The sequence below is a fragment of the Neobacillus sp. WH10 genome (assembly GCF_030123405.1).
GTDB lineage: Bacteria > Bacillota > Bacilli > Bacillales > Cytobacillaceae > Neobacillus.
Map to the genome: position 1 here is coordinate 4,776,749 of NZ_CP126110.1, position 17,450 is coordinate 4,794,198.

Sequence of the window (17,450 nt, forward strand, 5' to 3'; positions counted from 1 at the left end):
CTAGGCGATTCCGCTTTTCTACTTTCCTTTATCTCTGTCGTAAGCGGTCCAGTCCCATACATCGCTATGCGGGTGCTTCCGCTTTTATTATAATCGGCACGTTGATTTCCAAAACCGCTCCGTTATGGTTTGAAAGGGCGAGTACACCGTCAACGAGTGCCAACCTCTCTTCCATCCCTCGCAAACCGTTCCCAAAAGGATGATTATTCCTTACTCCCATCCCATCATCCCGGATCACTATGTTCATTTTTTCAGAAAAAAGCTTAATTGAGATGGAACAATGGGTGGCACGGCTATGCTTTACGACATTAGTCGCTGCTTCACGCACACACATGCCGACAATATTCTGCGTAAAAGGAGAAATCCTGGAAAAATCAGCAGCACCATCGTACTGATAGGTAATCCCAGCTGTGTTTAATATTTGTTGTACTTGCAGGAGCTCTTCTTCAATTGTGGCTGCGCGCATATCCGTAACCAGCTCGCGTACTTGCTTGAGCGCTGCCCTTGAAGTGACCTCCATTTCCTTAGCCTCGATCCGTGCCCGTTCTGGGTCAACCGCAGTCAACCGCTGTACAAGCTGGCTTTTTAACGTCAAAAGGGACAGTGTATGACCAAGCGTATCATGGAGGTCACGGGCAATCCGGACCCGCTCCTCACGCTTCACTAATTCTTCAATTGTCTGATTTGCTTGGTCAAGCTCCTTTTCCAGCTCCATGCGGCGATTCATAGAACGGACTCCAAACGGTGAAATCAGCATGATGATAAGGAATGGAACGAAGTAAAAAAGCTCTGACGGGGTTAAAAAAGTCTTCGTTCGGATTACATGGATTATGAACGGGAGAATTTCAACTATCGTTAAACTGATCAATCCACGCTTAAATCCCCTTTTATCTCGGTACCAGCCGATAAAATTCGCCGGAAAAAACCCTAAAAATATGTGGTTTAAGTCATAAAACACACTGAAAATAAACACAATCGCCAACTGTACCGCAAGCCAGTAGGTGAACTTTCTTTTTCCCATTGAAAAATAAAGCTGGCGATAGGACACTAAGAAAAGCAGCACCATCCCATAGCCGATGAGCTGCTTCACTCCTGATTCCCTCGTAAGATAAAGGGCAGGAAAACTGATATAAACGAGAAAGATATAGGGAAAGAAACCAAATTTTCTTGGAAAAACTGACCATTTCATACCACATCACGCCGCTTCTTGTTTTCGTCTAATATACTTCGATAGTAGCATGAAGAGGGCTAAATAAGCGATCAAAATCGCAATATTTTTCCAATCGGGCAAATTACCACGGACAATCTCCCAGGCTCCATTGCCAAAATTGTAGGAAGGCAGCCATTTTCCAATCGTTTGCATCATTTTTGGCATAATTTCAAGCGGCATCCATAGTCCACCTGCAACCGCCAACACCATATAAATCACGTTGCTAACACCAGCTGCCGTTTCAACCTTTTTCATCATCCCGATTAAAGTACCAATGGCGAGGAATGGCAGCGATCCGAGTAAAATCCATAAACTGCTCGCGATCCATTCAAACGCGGTAAGTGAAACACCATTGATGATCGCCCCTGCGATAAAAATAATTGTAATCGAGAGAAGATGGATCACACTTTGTCCTATCATTTGCGCCGCAAAATAGACGGTGTCTGAAAGCGGGGTGATGCGAATAAATGTCTGCCAGCCTTGCGAACGCTCCTGTACCATCCGGATTCCGAGTGTCATCATTGACGAGCCCATCACGCTGAACACTGTCATTGACATGAGGTAATGCGCCTGCCACTCCGCCTTATCCGGGGCATTCGTATTCACCACATTTGTAAAAATATAATAGAAGAGAATCGGCATCACAAGTGACCAAAATACAAAATAGCGATTTCTTAACACCCTGATAATCTCGACTTTACATTGCATTTGTAATGCTTTCATTTATATGGCCTCCTTCGTGTCGCTTGTCAGCTGTTCGAACGCTTCCTCAAGTTTTCCATGTTCAATTTGAATATCATGGGCACCAATTTTTTCTTGAAAAATAAGTTCCAATACACGGTCGGTATTATTCGACTGAAGGTAGACACGATTATTTTTTCGGTAAATATCATCAATTTCACTGTGAAGATATAGGTTTTCAAGCGAAATTTCCGGGTCGACGATAAAGGAGACGGATTGCTTCGAAATTCTTGCTTTGATTTGCGCCGGCGTTCCATCAGCGACAATGGCACCGTCTTTAAACAATAGGATCCTGTCTGCGGCATCATCTGCTTCCTGCAGATAATGCGTTGAAAAAATAATTGTTTTGCCGTGGTCAGCCAGATGGTGAATGGTTTGCCAAAAACGATTTCTTGATGCAATATCCATTCCGACGGTCGGTTCATCAAAAATGATGAGCTCCGGATTTCCCGCTAGAGCAAGAGCAAAACTTAATCGGCGCTTTTGTCCTCCTGATAATTTTTCAGCCCGAGTTTTCAGATCCTGATCAGTTAGGCCTGTTAAGTTGATGAGTTCAGGCATCGCCAGTGGCTGTAGATAATAGCTTCTGATTAATTCGAGGATTTCCCGTACCTTTAGTCCTGGCATCACACTGACTTCTTGGAGCATGGTACCGATTTTTTCACGAACCTGCTTTTCTTGCGGCTGGAGGTTAAATAATTTGACCTCTCCTGCAGTTGGTTTAAGCAGTCCTAAGATCATCGAGATCGTAGTTGTTTTTCCGGCGCCATTCGGTCCAAGAATCGCCACCACCTCGCCTTTTCCAATGGTGAAAGATACATCGTTGACTGCTGTTTTATGTTGAAATGACTTTGTCACGTTCCTTAAGGTTAAAATTTCGTTCATTTTTCGAACACCTCCTGATTACTTGATTTCATTGTACAGTGTAGGGGGAGGTAAATTTTAGTAAGCAATGTCACAAAAAAAGATGACAAATGTCATTTTCTCATAAATAAAGAGACCTCCAATTAATGAAGGTCTCAAAAACTTCAGCCACTTTCCACCTCAAACGAATGTTTATGGTGTCAGGCACCATTTCTACTGTATGGGTATTGTTTATGGTGACTAACACAACTAGTAAAGTAAGTATTGTTCGCGGACATCCATGAATTTGTCTAGATCTGGCTGCCATTCTGCTTTCATTTCTTCGATTGTTTTTCCTGCTTCAATTCCAGCTCGGATGGAACCGTTGCCGACTAGGTTATCGAAGAAAGAGATTCCATTGCTGCCAGGTGCCCGGAATTGGAAATCATTCGGATACATGTCATGGATGGTTTTAACAATGTAAAGTCCTGTTTCAAATGGTTTGTAGGCATTCCGGTTTGTTACATGGATTTGCACACCATGGCTTAACTTGTTCACAAATTTCGATGTAGAAGGAATAAACGATGCAGCTCTGAATTTTACGCCAGGTAAATGATAAGAATTCAGTTTTGCTGCAAGATCATCACTGTTAATAAATGGAGCTCCAATCAATTCAAACGGTCTTGTTGTACCACGTCCTTCAGAAACATTGGTTCCTTCGATTAAACAGGCACCAGGATAAACTAATGCCGTATCTAAAGTAGGCATATTCGGTGACGGCATGACGAATTGTAGATCAGTGTCATCGTAATACATACTGCGCTTCCAGCCTTCCATTTTCACAACCGTTAAATCGGCGCCGATGTTAAACTCCTTGTTAAATAGCTGCGCCAATTCTCCAACCGTCATCCCGTGACGAACAGGGATCGGAAATTCACCTACAAAGGATGAATACTTATCTTCGAGGATCGGTCCCTCTACTTTTGCACCACTGATTGGGTTCGGGCGGTCAAGAACGATAAATGGAATATTATTTTCTTTCGCCGCTTCCATCGCTAACGCCATCGTGTAAATATACGTGTAAAAACGTGCCCCTACGTCCTGAATATCAAATAATAATACATCGACATTACTTAACATTTCAGGTGTCGGCTTTTTGGTTCTTCCATAAAGACTGTACACCGGAATTCCAGTTTTTTCATCGATATAGGACTCAATATATGAACCGGCAGGAGCACTGCCACGGACACCATGTTCTGGTCCATATAACGCAGTAAGTTCCACATTGGAATTATTGTACAGCAAATCTACGATACTATTAAGCTCTTGATCGACCCCTGTGGGATTGGTAATTAAGCCAACACGCTTCCCTTTAATTAAATCAAGACGATCCTTTAGTAACACTTCAACACCTAAACGGAACTTCCCATTGTTCTTTTCTTTCTCTATATCGTTCTTGGCAAATACCGCCGATACTGTGGAAAGGACTAGCAGCAGCGCCAGAATACCCGAAAGCCATTTCTTTTTCATCGTATCGTACCCCTCCTTATTTTTGAAAAATTAATACCCTAATCCATGGTCAAATCCATATAAGACGCTGCCATCCTGGTTGTAAATCGTAACCGGGAGCTTGGCAGTTGGCTTATTTACACCAAAAATTGTGTTAACTGCGACCTCAAAGCTTACATTCTTCGTTCCATACTGTGTCAGATAAGCATCTACATTAGGGTAAGCCATAATATCATACGGATTTCTAATCCCTACACCAATAACCGATGCATCCGTTTCGTCAATCATTTGATTGGCTAACTTCATTAAATTAGCAGAAGGCAATCTTCCGCTCACTGTAGAAGTATTCGTTCCAACAATGATATATTTTGCTGTTTTTGCGATAGCCAGATCGGCAGCTGAAAGTGGAGATGTAGTATTAATGACTGTTACATTTGCATGATGCTTCTGAACTTCAGCAGCGATTACAGGAGCACTCGAACCCACGACAACGATTTTTTCGTCAGCTCCAGCCTTTAATGGGAGAACTCCGCTATTTTTTACAAGTGTAATCGACTTAGACGCAGCTTCTTTTTCTATCTGCAAATGTTCAGCTGATCTTGCAACTTTCTCTGCATTGGCAATCTTTTCATCAAGGCTTTTTTCTACTTCAGCTTTGACGATACCCCTATTTAATTTCAACGTTAAAATCCGCTCAACAGACTGTTCGATTCTTTCCTCTGAAATATCACCGGATTTAACTGCATCGTAAAGGCCATTTGCTACTGATTCAAGTCCTACAGGCATTAAGACAATATCTGTTCCAGCTTTTACAGCACGAATAGCTGCATCTACTGGACCAAAATGGTCTGCGATGGCTTGCATGTTCATGGCATCCGTTACAATAACACCCTTAAAGCCCATCTCTTCACGCATAAGACCTGTTAGCACCTTGTGAGATAACGTGCCTGGAATTGCAATTTCCGTACCATCCTTTTTCGAAATGGCCTTTGTGCTGTCGATTTTCGGGAAGGTTACGTGAGCCGACATAACCGCATCAATACCGTTATCCATCGCCTGCTGGAAGGGATACAATTCCACCTTTTTCAGACGGTCGATATCATGCGGTACCTCAGGCAGCCCTAAATGCGAATCCGTTGCAGTGTCACCATGCCCAGGAAAATGCTTTGCCGTTGCTGCCGTTCCAGTTTCATGAAGTCCTTTAATATAAGCGTTGCCCATTTTCCCAACAAGCTCTGGATTTTCACCAAATGAACGAACCCCTATGACCGGATTATCAGGATTATTATTGACATCGAGAGAAGGTCCAAAGTTCATATTAATGCCAACAGCGTTAAGCTCTTCGCCAATCGCCTTTCCAACCTTTTCAGCCAGCTCTTCAGACCTTGAGGCTCCAAGCGCCATGTTCCCAGGAAAATCGGTTCCGAATTGGAGACGTGTAACAATTCCGCCTTCTTGGTCAACAGATACCAGCATTCCATACTTTTCTGCAGCATCTTGATATGCAGACACGAGCTTCGTTGTTTGCGCAGCTGTTACTGTGTTTTCTCGGAACAAAATCACCCCGCCAAGATGGTATTTTTTGACGAGCTGAGCAATCTCATCGTTCATTTCCGTGACATTTTTACCCTTCCAATTACGGAAGTCCGGCATCAGCATTTGCCCGACCTTTTCTTCCATTGTCATATGCTTGATAGCGTCGCCAATTAGGTCATATCGTGATCCCGTTTCTTTTTCAACGAGAATTCCCTCTTGATTTCCTTTGAATTGAATTGCGATTTGATCAGTGAAACTGCCATCGCTGACAGAAATAAACGTTTTGCCATTGTGTCCTGAAAGTGTTACTGTGCCATCCTTGACAACAGCAACATTTTTATTAGAAGATTTCCAGGTTAGATTCTCCGATGCCAGCATAAAGTGGCCATCATCGTACACATGCAGTGCATTTAACTGGATTTTGTTGTCTTTCACTTCTCTCGTCACCTGAGGGACGTTAAGGTCAATTACTAGATCCTTAATCCCTGATGCCGCAGTAGCCCCTGCGAGTGGAATCCCTGTTAACAATAGAGCAAATGCCAAAAATGAGGTGATAAATGTCTTGAAAAATTTTTGCATAGTTTCTCCTCCTCTATTTTAATAATCTCTAAACTGCCAATCGGTGTGGGTAATGGACAGTGGCGCTGAATCAAGTTTCGGATTCAAGATATACCAGCCGCGGCCATTTGTTGCCGTATCTGTTTTATAAACAAACCGCAGTTTTTCTGCCTCTTTCGGAACCGTTATTTCTTTTTGCTCCCAACCATTGCTTGTGCCTGTGAATTCTGTTAGTTTTTTCCATGAACCGTCTTGTAAAATTTCAACGGTACCATAGTCCCTACGGTACTCGGTCATATGCCAGGTACTAAATGTCAACTTGGCATCTTGATTTAATTGAAGATCTGACTCCATAACACGGTTCAGCTTATCGCCATATCCCGCAAACCAAGCATGTTCCTTTTCAGGAAAGGAAACTGGAATCGCATCAGCTACCTGCCTTGCAAACAATCTTCTAGTTTGATTCGTCGACACGGTACTTCTGCTTGGATGTACACGGTTGGTTAGCAGAATCGCAACGGTTTTATTGTTTGGACTAACGACAATCGATGTTCCCGTATAACCAGTATGTCCAAAGGAATAAGTTCCTTCCGACAGGGCATCCATATACCACCCTTGCCCAAGCTCCCAGCCAAGCCCGTGGTCATTACCTGGGTACGCTTCATTTTGATTTTCAAGTAATAGTTTGATCGTTTCTGGCTTCAGGATCCTTTTTCCAGCATACTTGCCAGCATTTATGAAAATGTGCGAGAGCTTAGCAAGATCTTCAGCTGTTGAAAATACACCGGCATGGCCAGCCACACCATCAAGCGACCAAGCATTCTCATCGTGAACTTCGCCCCAAACAAGTCCGCGGTTAGGTATGGACTGATATTCAGTCGCGGCAATGCGATTTTTCAATGAGGCCGGTGGATTATACATCGTGTCCTTCATCCCTAATGGCCCCGTAATATACTCTTTCACAAATTCATCTTGGCGCTGACCGGATAACCTCTCCACTAATACACCTAATGTAATCATGTTTAAATCGCTGTATTCATAAGTGGTACCCGGAGAATTTTTTAATGGCTGTTGAAAAACTAACTGTAATCTCTCGTCGCGTGAATTTCCTTTCGAATAAAGTGGAATCCAGGAAACGAATCCGGATGTGTGTGTTAATAACTGACGAATGGTGACGTTCTGTTTGCCGTTTGAGGCAAATTCCGGAATATACTTGGCAACCGGATCATCCAGTTCAAATAAACCTTTTTCAAAAAGAACCATAACGGCTGTGCTGGTGAAAATTTTACTAATAGATGCCAAGTCAAAAATTGTATCCTCTTGCATCGGAATCGGGTTTTCCATTTCGGTAAACTTGCCGTCAGTGTATTGGGCAGAATTCCCGTAAGCACTGTGTTTAACAATTTTTCCGCCCCTTGCCACAAAGGCAACAGCACCTGGCATAACTTTTTCCGATATGGCCTGGTTTATTATCTGATCGATTTGCTGTAGCGGCCCCGCTGCCATGCCAGCCCCTTTTGCCGAGCTGGGGTGAAGAACACTAGATACTGGGATCACTGTTGAATTCCAGGTGAAAACTGGGTGAGGTTTCTCTGATGCGATAGAACTGTCTTTTTCCTGTTTTTCAATCGTTGGAACAATGGTGTTGTTACTGTTTGCAAAAACAGTGGTAGTACCCAAAAAAACGGTGCAAAAAGAAGAAATGAGCAAAGTTTTTCCCTTCATAAGTCCCCCTTTAAGTATGATAGATTCATTGTAGGCGGCCGATTATGTATCGAAGAATGGCAGCGTTTACAACTCAATTTAATCATATATGGAGGAATGTATAGTCGTCTATACCACCTATGTCCTAAACAAGCCTAATCGGCTTGTTGCATTAGGTATTAAGATGCGCATCCTTTGACTCATTTTTTAAATATTTCCTAAAATTCAGTTCAAATATCCTGTGTCCCTTCTAGGAATCTTTTCATGGAAGATTAGAAGGGTGCTCTTCTAATAGCTCTAATTTGCTATATCCACAGATTTCAAGGGTTTATCCACATAAACCTAGATGTTATCAACTGTTTTTTTTTGATATCCACAAATTTATCAACATATTTTTATTGTTTATCCCCGTTAAAAACTTTTTATGTCACATATCCACATTTCGTATGTATTTACCCACATTTTTTAAAATATTGTCCACAATCCCCATAAAATTACCCACAACTTTTTACCTCCCTTGTGGATAACACCCGTGTTCAACACATAAGGACCTAGAAATGTATCCTAAGTCCCTATTTATAATCTTCTATTCTGGAATGTCAGCCTGTTTATTATTGGAATTAAGTCTTGGCCTTTCAACAATCTCTTTAAGTTCATCCACATCCCCTTTTGCGTTAATAATCTCAAAAATTTGATTCAGGCCTTCACTTGTTTCATCCCTTTTATTCATAAGTATAGCCTCCTTTTCCTTATAGAATAACCATTATTACAGCTATTATTTAACTTTAATAAAGTGTTAACACCCATTTGATCACTTTTTCACAAAATATTCATTACAGAGTGACCTGCACTTTTTTATCGGCTCATAAAAAGCCTAGATCAAATGGATCCAGGCTTCTTCTTTTTGTAAAACAAGAATGGTTTACATCCTCATACCGATTTCAACCGCTTTACTATTATGATACGAGGCTTTAACCTTTAGCTTCATCCTTAGCCCTTCATCAAGACAATCTTTCTGCAAAAGTTCATGGTGACGGTGCTGGAATAAATGGTAATAGTATTTACCCCTTATAAACATTTTCAACACATGAAACCCCCCCTCAATAGTTGAGTTACATAAATCGCAGGAGTAGTCGTGTTCGGTAACTGGCTAGCATCGTCCTTAAACCTTAGCCCCTCTAGTTTTGCGTCACCATCTTTCAATGGTTTTGCCGTTTCGTACGATTTATGTGTTTATTAAAAATATATGCAATATTACAATAAATATAAAGAGTCTATAGGCCTAACAGGTGTAAAAAATTGGTGCCTAAAAAAGTAAAGAAAATGTAATCATTTTATCGTTAACAAACGTCTAGTGAATATGGGATAATTTTAATCAAGATGTTTAAAAATTTTTTTACTGTCCATGCTTTTTATTGAAGTGAAATTTTATTAATATAGGTATGTGATATAACTGAAAGAGAAAACTTGCTGATTAGTATGTCTCTAATTGGGGTTCATTAGATGGTTGATCTTAGGCTTGATTGGTACCTATCAGATGAAAAAGAGTTAAATATGAGCACAAAACCAACAAAATAAAGGCGGTGCGAGCAGAGCCTTGCCAATTATATTTCTTTGGCAAACTTAGTTTTTTTATATTTAGATTTAAAAAACTGACTTTTTCAAATTAGAAGTATCGATACTTCGAAACAAGTCCAAGTATAAAACGGAAGCTTTCGATACTAGAAATCTTAAAAAGTTAGCGCAGCTCCACACTGTTTTCATAGAAAAGGAAGTTTAACATGACAAAATATCGATACATTATTCTAAGTCTTATCGTTCTTTCGCTTGCTTTAGCAGGCTTCTCGGGAAAAAAGCATTTTGAACAAACCAATGAAAAAAAGGGCATTCAGTCGCAAGTCTCTGCTAACAAGTCATCAGCTGACACGAAAAGTGCCAAACACCAACAAAATAGTACAAGCATTCAAGTCGTTTCTAACCCTGATGAAGTTCCAGTTCTTGTAAACAAGTATAATAAACTGCCCGATGATTACACGCCAAGTGATTTGATTTATCCAAACATACCTTTTACATTTAAAAAGAAAATTGAAAAACGGGAAATGCGCGAAATAGCAGCAGCCGCAATCGAAGATTTATTTGCTGGCGCCAAACAAGATGGTGTGAATTTACTTGGTGTTTCAGCCTACAGATCTCATGCAGTCCAAACTTCTTTGTTTAATAACTATGTAAAAAAAGATGGATATGAAGCAGCAATAACTTATAGTGCTGTTCCTGGCACGAGTGAACATGAGACAGGTCTTGCCATTGATGTGACCGGCGGAAACGGAAAATGCGCAGCAGAGGACTGCTTCAAAGGAACGCCTGAGGCGGAGTGGCTCCAGAATCATGCAGCTGAATACGGCTTTATCATCCGCTATCCAAAGGGAAAAGAGGACATCACCGGCTACCAATATGAACCCTGGCATCTTCGCTACGTCGGAAAAACTATTGCCAAAGATATCATGAGCCGAGGCATCACCCTCGAAGAATACTACAATGCAACACCAGTCAATAAATAATAGCGCCTTGAAAGGTACCTTCTATATATGGTGCCTGACACCATTCGTGAACAAATGTCCTCCAACGATGGACGTTTTCTGAAACGTAAGAGCTTAACAACGAGAAAGGGCCCAGATTGCTTCTTATGTGCAGCAATCTGGGCCCCATTTTTGTTACTTCCCTTTTATTTCTAACAGTTTTAATCGTAGGTCATTTTCCATGTTGGCGAGTTCTTGTTCAGCTAGGCGGCGCTTGTGGCGGCCCTCTTCTTGGATCCTCATAGTTTCTTCGAGTGTGGTGATTAAGCTTTCCTGGGTTTTCTTTAATGTTTCAATATCAACAAGACCGCGCTCGTTTTCTTTTGCCGTTTCAATCGTATTTGTTTTCAGCATTTCTGCATTTTTCAATAACAGCTCATTGGTTGTTTTTGAAACCTGCTTCTGTGCTTCAACTGCATGACGCTGGCGAATGAGTGTCAACGCAATCGCCACTTGATTTTTCCATAATGGAATTGCCGTCATAATCGACGATTGGATTTTTTCTACAAGCGCCTGGTTCGTGTTTTGAATCAACCGAATTTGCGGTGCACTTTGAATTGTGATTTCACGGCTTAATTTCAAATCATGCAGACGCTTGTCTAAACGGTCAGCAAACTGAATCATATCATTGACCTCTTGAAACTTCATTTGGTCATTTGCTGCCTTAGCTGCTTTTTTCAACTGCGGGATGGTCTTTGTCTGTATTTCATCTAACTTAATTTCACCGGCAGCAATATAAATATTAAGTGCATGGAAATATTCTTTATTCGTTTCATAAAGCTGTTCGAGCAATTTTATATCGGACAAAAGGACATTTTTACTACGATCAAGTTTCACACTGATTCGGTCAATTTGCGCCCCTGTTTTTTGGTATTTGGAAAGCACTTCTTGGAGCGAGCCTGAAATTTTTCCAAACATACGTGCAAACAAGGATGGCTTCCCATCCTTTAGTTCATCCGGATTTACCTCATCAAGCCTTTTCATTAAATCGCTGATGATTTCCCCTATTTCGCCAACGTCCTTTTTCTGTACATGCTCGAGCATCGCATGCGAGAAGGATAACAGTTTTCCTTGGGCTTGGGTACCGTATAAAATCATAGCTTGGTGGTTGGTCGGGTCAATTTGTTCAGCAAGCTGATAGGCCTTTGCCCGGTTTTCTTCCGGGATTACATCAATTAATTTGACCGGCTTCGCTTCATTTGTTTGCGGATCCGGATTTTTGGCAAGTTCAACCTGATCGCCAAACGGATTGGCAAGGATATCATCTAATAAATCTCCAGATTTCTGGATTGGGTTGTTTTCATTCATTTTAGCCACCTATTTTCTTCTGGGAATTTGGAATCTTTTTTTTGTTTGATGGAGTGCTTTGCAACATCTATTTCAAAATTTAACGTATCGATGTCATTGGAAATAACATGATATAGATCCTCTTCCAATACCTTTGTTAGCTCGTTTAACGTCCTCCGCGTTTCAATCAGGGATTGACCCATTTCGATGTTTTGTTTTGGCTGGGCAGAGAGGAAATTATATTTCTCTGTGAGCTCGACAACTGAATCTAAATGGGAAAAATAAAATTCCTCAGCCTTGTAAAAACGCTTCGGTTCTTTTATTGTCATCTTATATATTTTCTTTGTAATCCTGTGTAAGTCAATTCTATATTTGACAGAAGAAATGTCGCGTATCTTGAAAATACTTTTATTCAAGCGCCTAATTTTCTGCTTTGCCTCCGCTAAATTTTTCTTAATGTAGCGGTATTCTTTCCGTGACAACTGGTGCTTTTTTAAATAGCGGGTATTCATGATTAAAGAGAGGATTAGATGGGTAAGGACCCCTCCAAAAATCGCTATTGCAATTGAAGACCAGAATGTTTGACCGAAAGGAAAATAGCATAATAGCCATGTAATCAACGTTATAGGAATTGCTACAAATGAGCGAATCAGAAATGACAAAATCGGGTTCATAATATATCGACTCCTGACTTAATAATCCTTTATATTCATACGAATGAATGAAATGAATGTTTCACTTCCTTAAAAAAATCCTCATCATCAGAAAGTTATTTCCATTTACTACTTCCACAATACACGAAAAAACTCCTTCCTGCCATAGACCATAAACGGAAAGAAATCTAAGACTTGAGACGTATTTTTGTATATTTATTGTATTGATGTTGTTTGTAGTGTTATTGGTGTCAGGCACCCTTCGTGGACATTTTGCCATTTTGTACACCTGGGGTGGACAGTGAGGATACTATTAAGATTCAGATGTTATTTTTCAGTACGAAATTTATTACGATAGGATGAATCAATACTTTTGCATTAGAATAGAAATTTTTTATTAGTTCTAAGTTCTTATTCTATTAAAAAAGCAGTCTATCCTATAATGGATAGCCCGCATTTTGTTTTTATTTACCTATCTCTCGTATAGCTCAATTGGGAGCCCATCTGGATCGGTAAAGAAAGTGAATTTCTTGCTTGTTATCGAATCAACACGGATGGCTTCAACCGTTATGTGGTGATTCTCTAACTCTTTCACTGCTTCTTCAATACCATCCACCTCAAAGGCAATATGTCTTAATCCAGCTGCTTCCGGATAGCTTAGCCGTGCTGGCGGATTCGGGAACGAAAACAACTCAATTTGATAATGTCCTCCAACTTCCAAATCAAGCTTATAGGAATCCCTTTCCTCGCGATAAACTTCACGCGCTGGCGTCAGTCCAAGAACCCGAACATAGAAATCCTTTGATTTTTGATAATCCGAACAAATAACAGCAATATGATGAATTTTCTTTAACTTCATATCACCTTATCCCCCTTTTAAATGATAAAAAAACCAAAGCCCCCTTGTCTAGAAAATAAACATGGGGGCAATATTAGCATATGAAACAGGCGTCCAATCCTTAACAAAAATTGTCCTCTTGCCATGTGTCCACGACTGGTGAAGCACCCGGTTGGCGATTATCGCCATGAACCAACAAGATATCAGGTTTTACTTCGGCAAGAACTTGATTAAGCCCTTCTAAACTACAAGTCGTAACATCAATTATTGATTATCTTACCTTCATGATTTTCAAGTCGTAATCTGGTGTAATATCAAAAATATTCAAGACCTAGTCGAGCATTTCGCGATGCTGTGCAGTAACCGTGACGATTGATTTGATATGATCAGGATATTTTTCTAATTCTTTGACAAGTGGAGCCATTTTAATCTCTTCTGGCCTAGTTCCGAACACTGTCATTACCTTCAATTGATTCACCATAGAAACCTCTAAATTCTACATCTATATTCATAATTCAATTCCATTGTTACTTGAAAAATTTATTACTTGTAAAGAAGAGTTTATTTTTCAGGCTGCTGGCAATTTAAACCCACTAACATGATAACAAATTACAGATGAAGAGAAAAGAAATAACTGGAATCACAAATTCAAGTTGGTCAATAAGTTAACTGGAATAGAAGTAAAGAGAAAACAACTTGAACTCTATCATGTATCACTTTTTTATAGACAGGCAGCAGCTTTCGGCACCAAGGAATGGACATTTTTAAAATAATCGAAAAAAATAAGGAATTTAGCCTAAGCCCTGACCATTTTACTCTCTTTTGCATAAATAATAAATAAAGGAGAGGATAAGCCTTGAATATTATTCAACGACTCATTCCTGCTTCAAACACTCGTACCCGCCCTGGGCTAAAATTGGTGCCTAAATACATTACAATCCATGAAACCGATAATACCAGCAGGGGGGCGGATGCAGAGGCACACGCACGATTACAGGAACGCGGGAATGACCGCACTGCATCCTGGCATATAACGGTCGATGAAAACAAAATCATTCAATCGATACCATTTGAGGAAGTGGCATGGGCTGCAGGAGATGGGCGAAATGGTCCAGGTAATCGAACGTCGATTCATATCGAAATGTGTGTGAATGCAGACGGTAATTATGAGCAAACCGCTTCCAATACAGTCGAAGTTGTCCAATATTTAATGAGCCGATTTAAGATATCAAGTGACCGTATCGTTCCTCATAAGTATTGGTCGGGTAAGAACTGCCCAAGAAATTTATTACCTCGATGGGAAAATTTTATTAAACGGTGTCAAGACATCAATGATGGCTGGGTAAAAAATGACAGCCAATGGTCATTTTACAAAAATACCAGCAAACAAACAGGCTGGATAAAGACTCAAGGAAAGTATTACTATCTCGATGCAAATGGTATCATGCAAACCGGATGGGTGAAAGTTAAGGGTATCTGGTACTATCTGAGTAGTGATGGAGCTATGCAATCCGGATGGGTAACTGTCGATAATAAGTGGTACTACCTGAATGATGATGGGGCCATGCGAACCGGATGGGTAACTATCGATACTAAGCGGTATTACCTAAATGATGATGGGGCCATGCGAACCGGATGGGTGAAGATTGATAGGAAATGGTATTTCCTTGCTCAAGATGGTGTGATGAAAACTGGCTGGTTTAAGAATCAATCTAAGTGGTATTATCTAAATCCAAATGGTGAAATGGCAATTGGCTGGATTCAGGTTGATGGTAAGTCCTATTATCTCGATTCCGAGGGAGTCATGGTAACAGGCATACAAACAATTGATGGTAAAGAATATTTCATAGGCAATGATGGTGCACTAATTGTTGAAAAACCACAGAATAAAGAAGACAAAGGTAATGTAGAAGTCCGGAAGACTACAGCCATAGAAAGGACTTGGAAAGACGAGGACAGAAACACTACAGCCGCAGAAGATGCTGGGAAAGATCTAGGTGGGAAAAACATGTGATAAAAAAGGAAATTACCCATCCATTCCAATCTAAAACGAGCCTGCTCCCTCGGAGTTAGGCTTTTTATGTGTTACCAAACTTACGAAGAGGGATTTCGTTAGGGCGTTGAGCACTTCCTCCGTTTATTGATTAAAAAAATCCATTCTTCTTACAATATTCTCCTGCCTTTTTGACAACCTTCCTACAACATAACAAACAAAAACCAAGGACCTTTCTTACCAGTCATAAAAAGTTCAGAATTCCCTGTATCACCCTGATTTTATTAAAAAATTCAATATGGACAAATTGCCTTTCACCTACCTCGGAATATATTGCAAAGTGAATTGTAAATATCCCATCCAAGAGGTGAATTTGATTTTGAAGAAAAGGGCTTTTTTTACCATCCCCATCAGTTTGCTGCTTATTGCAGTAATCGTTACCTCCTTCTTCCTTATTAATATCAAACCGGCAGAAGGGAAAATAGCTCGAGCTCAGAAACTAGCCGAATATACGAAGCCGGCAGTTGTTCGAATCGTTGATTATGCTGTTGTCGGATGGCAGTTTGACAACCCAGACGATACTGAAGTTATAGCTATATTAGACCAGCTAAACTTCCAATCGGTTGTCGGCGGCTCTGGGTCTGGTGCGATTATTAGCTCTGATGGCTATATCGTTACAAATGCCCATGTCGTTGAAGCCACGGAAATGAAAGACGAAGACATTGCCAATGCGGCATTTGAACAACTTGTTAGCATTGTGGCAGATTATTTTAAAGCGGACTATGAAACAGCGTACCAGTACATGCTCACTTATACAAAATATACTGAAATTAAGAAGGTATTGAAGGTTATTTTACCAAGTGGGGATATCCTTGATGGCGAGGTTAAAAGCTATGGTGCCCCAGTCAACGAAGGTAAAGATGTCTCTGTGCTAAAAATTGAAGGGAAAAACCTGCCTACCTTACCGCTTGGAAATTCGGATGATATCCAGAACCAGGATAATATTTGGGTAAGCGGATACCCGGCTGCAGCTGATTCTGATCTCTTGTCACCGGATTCATCCTTAGTTTCCTCGATAAATGCCGGTCAAATTTCGGCTACCTCGAAAAAGACGGAACAGGGAAGTCCGGTCATTCAAATTAACGCAGCTGCTACTCACGGTAACAGCGGCGGCCCTGTCATTAATGAAACCGGCCAGATTATCGGCTTGCTCACCTTTAGAGGTGATACGGTGAATGGGCAAGAGGTTCAGGGCTTTAATTTTGCCGTGCCAGTAAATACGGTACAAGAATTTGTCAACCAAGCCGGTGTCAAAAATACGAAAAGCGAGACGGATAAACTTTACAAAGATGGCCTGGAATTGTATTGGGGCGGCTACTATAAACATGCCTTAGAAAAATTTGAAGCAGTTCAGCGCATCTATCCAAATCACTCTGAAATCAAACAATATATTGCCAATTCCGAGAAAAAGATGAGCAGCAGTAAAACACTATGGTCTGATTATACTACCATCTTCTATATTATCGACGGTGTTTCTGGATTACTGATCCTTGTGCTGCTCGTTTTCACCTTTGCTTTTAGGCCGAAAAAAACGGCAGTTGCAGCAACAGTTCCTGCCGCTGGATTTGCTAACCCCGTACCGGAACCGCCACCTCCGCTGGCAGATACTGAAAATACCCTGGCTGACCTAAACAATGATGGAAAAATTGATGTCCAAGACATTCTGCTCGCCCTCCAAGAACACCAGAAAAAACAGAAAAAAGACGATGAAGATAGTGGAAATGGTGCCTGACACCCTTTCCACTATTGTCAACTGGGATGCAGTTTTTACACTGTATCCCCGTTTTGCTTAAAATTCATTTTTATGGATTATCGAACAATCTTTGCCGATTCTATAAGGTGTTGTTTTTCTGCCAATCTTTAAAATAGGAATAAAATCCTCAATAGACTGGCTGATACCGCCCAATTCCCCTCTATCAATTTCAATCCCCACTAAAATGGA

General features: G+C 40.7%; 14 protein-coding genes, 1 pseudogene and 1 riboswitch. Of the genes and pseudogenes, 3 read left to right on the forward strand and 12 right to left on the reverse strand.

Annotation, left to right across the window (positions count from 1 at the left end):
• Positions 1 to 64: 64 nt before the first annotated feature.
• The 8 genes from QNH20_RS23225 to QNH20_RS23260 form a co-directional block, all read right to left on the reverse strand.
• Positions 65 to 1,189 carry a sensor histidine kinase gene (locus tag QNH20_RS23225; RefSeq protein WP_283920297.1) on the reverse strand — a complete coding sequence of 375 codons (1,125 nt, stop codon included), beginning with the start codon at positions 1,187 to 1,189 and terminating at the stop codon, positions 65 to 67.
• Between the two features lie 6 nt (positions 1,190 to 1,195).
• Positions 1,196 to 1,933, reverse strand: coding sequence for an ABC transporter permease (locus QNH20_RS23230; RefSeq protein ID WP_283920298.1), 738 nt, complete (start codon positions 1,931 to 1,933; stop codon positions 1,196 to 1,198).
• Complete coding sequence (locus QNH20_RS23235) at positions 1,934 to 2,836, reverse strand: ABC transporter ATP-binding protein (RefSeq protein WP_283920299.1); 903 nt, start codon at positions 2,834 to 2,836, stop codon at positions 1,934 to 1,936.
• Positions 2,837 to 3,064: 228 nt separating this feature from the next.
• Positions 3,065 to 4,324, reverse strand: coding sequence for an exo-beta-N-acetylmuramidase NamZ family protein (locus tag QNH20_RS23240; RefSeq protein WP_283920300.1), 1,260 nt, complete (start codon positions 4,322 to 4,324; stop codon positions 3,065 to 3,067).
• A 30-nt stretch (positions 4,325 to 4,354) separates the two neighbouring features.
• Positions 4,355 to 6,418, reverse strand: coding sequence for a glycoside hydrolase family 3 protein (locus QNH20_RS23245; protein ID WP_283920301.1), 2,064 nt, complete (start codon positions 6,416 to 6,418; stop codon positions 4,355 to 4,357).
• Between the two features lie 18 nt (positions 6,419 to 6,436).
• Complete coding sequence (locus QNH20_RS23250; RefSeq protein ID WP_283920302.1) at positions 6,437 to 8,122, reverse strand: serine hydrolase domain-containing protein; 1,686 nt, start codon at positions 8,120 to 8,122, stop codon at positions 6,437 to 6,439.
• A gap of 565 nt (positions 8,123 to 8,687) precedes the next feature.
• On the reverse strand, positions 8,688 to 8,831 hold the full coding sequence (locus QNH20_RS23255) for a hypothetical protein (protein ID WP_283920303.1): 144 nt from the start codon (positions 8,829 to 8,831) through the stop codon (positions 8,688 to 8,690).
• Positions 8,832 to 9,023: 192 nt separating this feature from the next.
• Positions 9,024 to 9,188: a hypothetical protein gene (locus QNH20_RS23260; RefSeq protein ID WP_283920304.1), complete on the reverse strand. Its 165-nt coding sequence runs from the start codon at positions 9,186 to 9,188 to the stop codon at positions 9,024 to 9,026.
• 51 nt (positions 9,189 to 9,239) lie between these two features.
• Positions 9,240 to 9,324: riboswitch (cyclic di-GMP riboswitch) on the reverse strand.
• Positions 9,325 to 9,882: 558 nt separating this feature from the next.
• On the opposite strand from QNH20_RS23260, the gene QNH20_RS23265 reads away from it, so the two are divergent.
• Positions 9,883 to 10,659 (forward strand): M15 family metallopeptidase, encoded by a 777-nt coding sequence (locus QNH20_RS23265; protein ID WP_283920305.1) that lies wholly within the window; start codon positions 9,883 to 9,885, stop codon positions 10,657 to 10,659.
• 153 nt (positions 10,660 to 10,812) lie between these two features.
• On the opposite strand, the gene QNH20_RS23270 is transcribed toward QNH20_RS23265, so the two are convergent.
• From QNH20_RS23270 to QNH20_RS23285, 4 genes and pseudogenes are all read right to left on the reverse strand, one after another.
• Positions 10,813 to 11,985 (reverse strand): toxic anion resistance protein, encoded by a 1,173-nt coding sequence (locus tag QNH20_RS23270; protein ID WP_283920306.1) that lies wholly within the window; start codon positions 11,983 to 11,985, stop codon positions 10,813 to 10,815.
• Entirely contained in the window at positions 11,982 to 12,638 is a 657-nt protein-coding gene (locus QNH20_RS23275) for a 5-bromo-4-chloroindolyl phosphate hydrolysis family protein (protein WP_283920307.1), read from the reverse strand. The genes QNH20_RS23270 and QNH20_RS23275 overlap by 4 nt, the downstream gene beginning before the upstream one ends.
• Before the next feature lie 451 nt (positions 12,639 to 13,089).
• Entirely contained in the window at positions 13,090 to 13,476 is a 387-nt protein-coding gene (gene gloA2, locus QNH20_RS23280) for an SMU1112c/YaeR family gloxylase I-like metalloprotein (RefSeq protein WP_283920308.1), read from the reverse strand.
• Between the two features lie 160 nt (positions 13,477 to 13,636).
• Positions 13,637 to 13,936, reverse strand: a pseudogene (locus tag QNH20_RS23285) (UDP-N-acetylglucosamine 2-epimerase); the annotation flags it as partial.
• 375 nt (positions 13,937 to 14,311) lie between these two features.
• Here QNH20_RS23285 and QNH20_RS23290 point away from each other — a divergent pair.
• Complete coding sequence (locus QNH20_RS23290; protein WP_283920309.1) at positions 14,312 to 15,469, forward strand: N-acetylmuramoyl-L-alanine amidase; 1,158 nt, start codon at positions 14,312 to 14,314, stop codon at positions 15,467 to 15,469.
• Positions 15,470 to 15,827: 358 nt separating this feature from the next.
• Complete coding sequence (locus QNH20_RS23295; protein WP_283920310.1) at positions 15,828 to 17,240, forward strand: S1C family serine protease; 1,413 nt, start codon at positions 15,828 to 15,830, stop codon at positions 17,238 to 17,240.
• The last annotated feature ends 210 nt before the right edge of the window (positions 17,241 to 17,450 follow it).